Source organism: Armatimonas sp., from assembly GCF_043760365.1.
In the GTDB taxonomy this organism is placed as follows: Bacteria; Armatimonadota; Armatimonadia; order Armatimonadales; family Armatimonadaceae; genus Armatimonas.
In genome coordinates this window covers 1-1506 of record NZ_JAYUPA010000615.1, presented here as the reverse complement: position 1 = coordinate 1506, position 1506 = coordinate 1, and the positions used below count along the sequence as shown (strand labels likewise).

The following is a 1506-nucleotide window of genomic DNA, read 5'->3' as shown; positions in this document are numbered from 1 at the left end:
TGAACTAATCTCTCCCAGGTTTCGCGTGTCAGCTCGTAGCGGATGTAGAGGCGATTGCGTTCCTTGATGGTTCGCCACTCGCTCCCGATCTCGCTCATGCCTATTTTTTCTAGCACACGCCGTGAACCCGTATTCTCATGATCGGCAAAAGCGACCAGTTTCTGCCGCTTCAGCTCCGCAAAAACATAGTCACGGCTCAGCACGGCGGCTTCGGTCATGATGCCCTTGCTCCAGAACTCTTGTGCCAGGATATAGCCCAGCTCAACATGCCTATCACGGGCAAGGAGCTGCATAATATCCGTGGACCCAATCACCGTACGGGTGGCTTCCCAGACAATGGCGAACGCTAGCGACTCGCCATTGCGCCGACGCTCGCGTTGCTGCTCTAGAAACGCCTGGACTCCTCGTAGCTCGGAGGCGGGCTGCCAGGGCAGAAAGTGAACAACCTTGAGATCGGCGACAAAGACGAACATGTCCTGGGCATCGCCTAGCTCCACGGGACGCAAGACAATGCGCTCCCCGACCAGCTCGATTGCGGGAAGCGGGGTATCTTTTCGGGGTCGCCGAAACGAGAGCCGAGAGAGCAGTGCCTGCATACTTGCCCATTCTACGGCTTTCGGCCCCACCAGACCAGCAGGAGTGCGATCAGGCAGGTGATAAAGGTGAGCCCGTAGATCGCCCAGACCGCTTTTGTGACCGAGAGGCCGCGCTCGGTGAGGCGATGGTGGATGTGCGATTTGTCTGCCTCGGTGATCTTTTTCCCCTGCGCCGCCCGCCGCCCGATGACATAGAGCGCATCAAAAACAGGGACACCCAGCACGATCAGGGGCAGGAAAACGGCAGCGGCTACAGGCACCTTAAAAGCCCCCACCACCGCGAGCATCGCCAGCATGAACCCCAGAAAGTACGAGCCCACGGTTCCCATGAAGATCGAGGCGGGGTTGTAGTTGTAGCGCAGAAAGCCCACTGCTGCCCCAAAAGTGGTCGCCGCGAGGAGTGCTACCGTTGGCTCGGGCGTGCGCGAGAAAGCTGCCATCAGTCCCATGGTTGCCGCCGCAATCCCCCCGACACCCGCCGCGAGGCCATCAAGCCCATCAAGGAAATCAAAGGTCTTGGTGGCCAGAAATACCCAGAACATCGTCAGGGGCACCGAAAACCAGCCCAGTGAAAGATACGAACCGGGGATGAGATTCGGAACCGGGTTGGTCGTGCCCTCAATCCGTGCTCCAAAGAGTGCCGCGACCAGGCCCGCAAAGAGCAGACCCAGTGCCTGAAGCTTGGGGGAGAGACCCATGCTCTTTCCCTGCGCATCCTTAGGGCCAATTGTGGTCATGTCGTCGAGTGCCCCGATGAAGGAGACGATCAGTGCTCCCAGAAGGATGCCCAGGATCGGGTGGGGGGGGATACCCAAGAGTGGCTCAAGGTGCGGGCGTGTGTCGGGGGCGATGGGGCTAGGCAGGTTCCCAAAGAGGCGCAGCCCGACAAACGCGGCAAAGAAACCAATGA

General features: G+C 59.6%; 2 protein-coding genes. Both read right to left on the bottom strand.

The features are described 5' to 3' along the window. The coding region (locus ACH2EH_RS14115) for a GNAT family N-acetyltransferase (protein ID WP_395142682.1) at positions 1-596 on the bottom strand (596 nt) is incomplete at its 3' end. A gap of 11 nt (positions 597-607) precedes the next feature. Continuing rightward, positions 608-1506: glycosyltransferase family 4 protein (locus ACH2EH_RS14110; RefSeq protein ID WP_395142681.1), on the bottom strand; the 899-nt coding region annotated here is incomplete at its 5' end.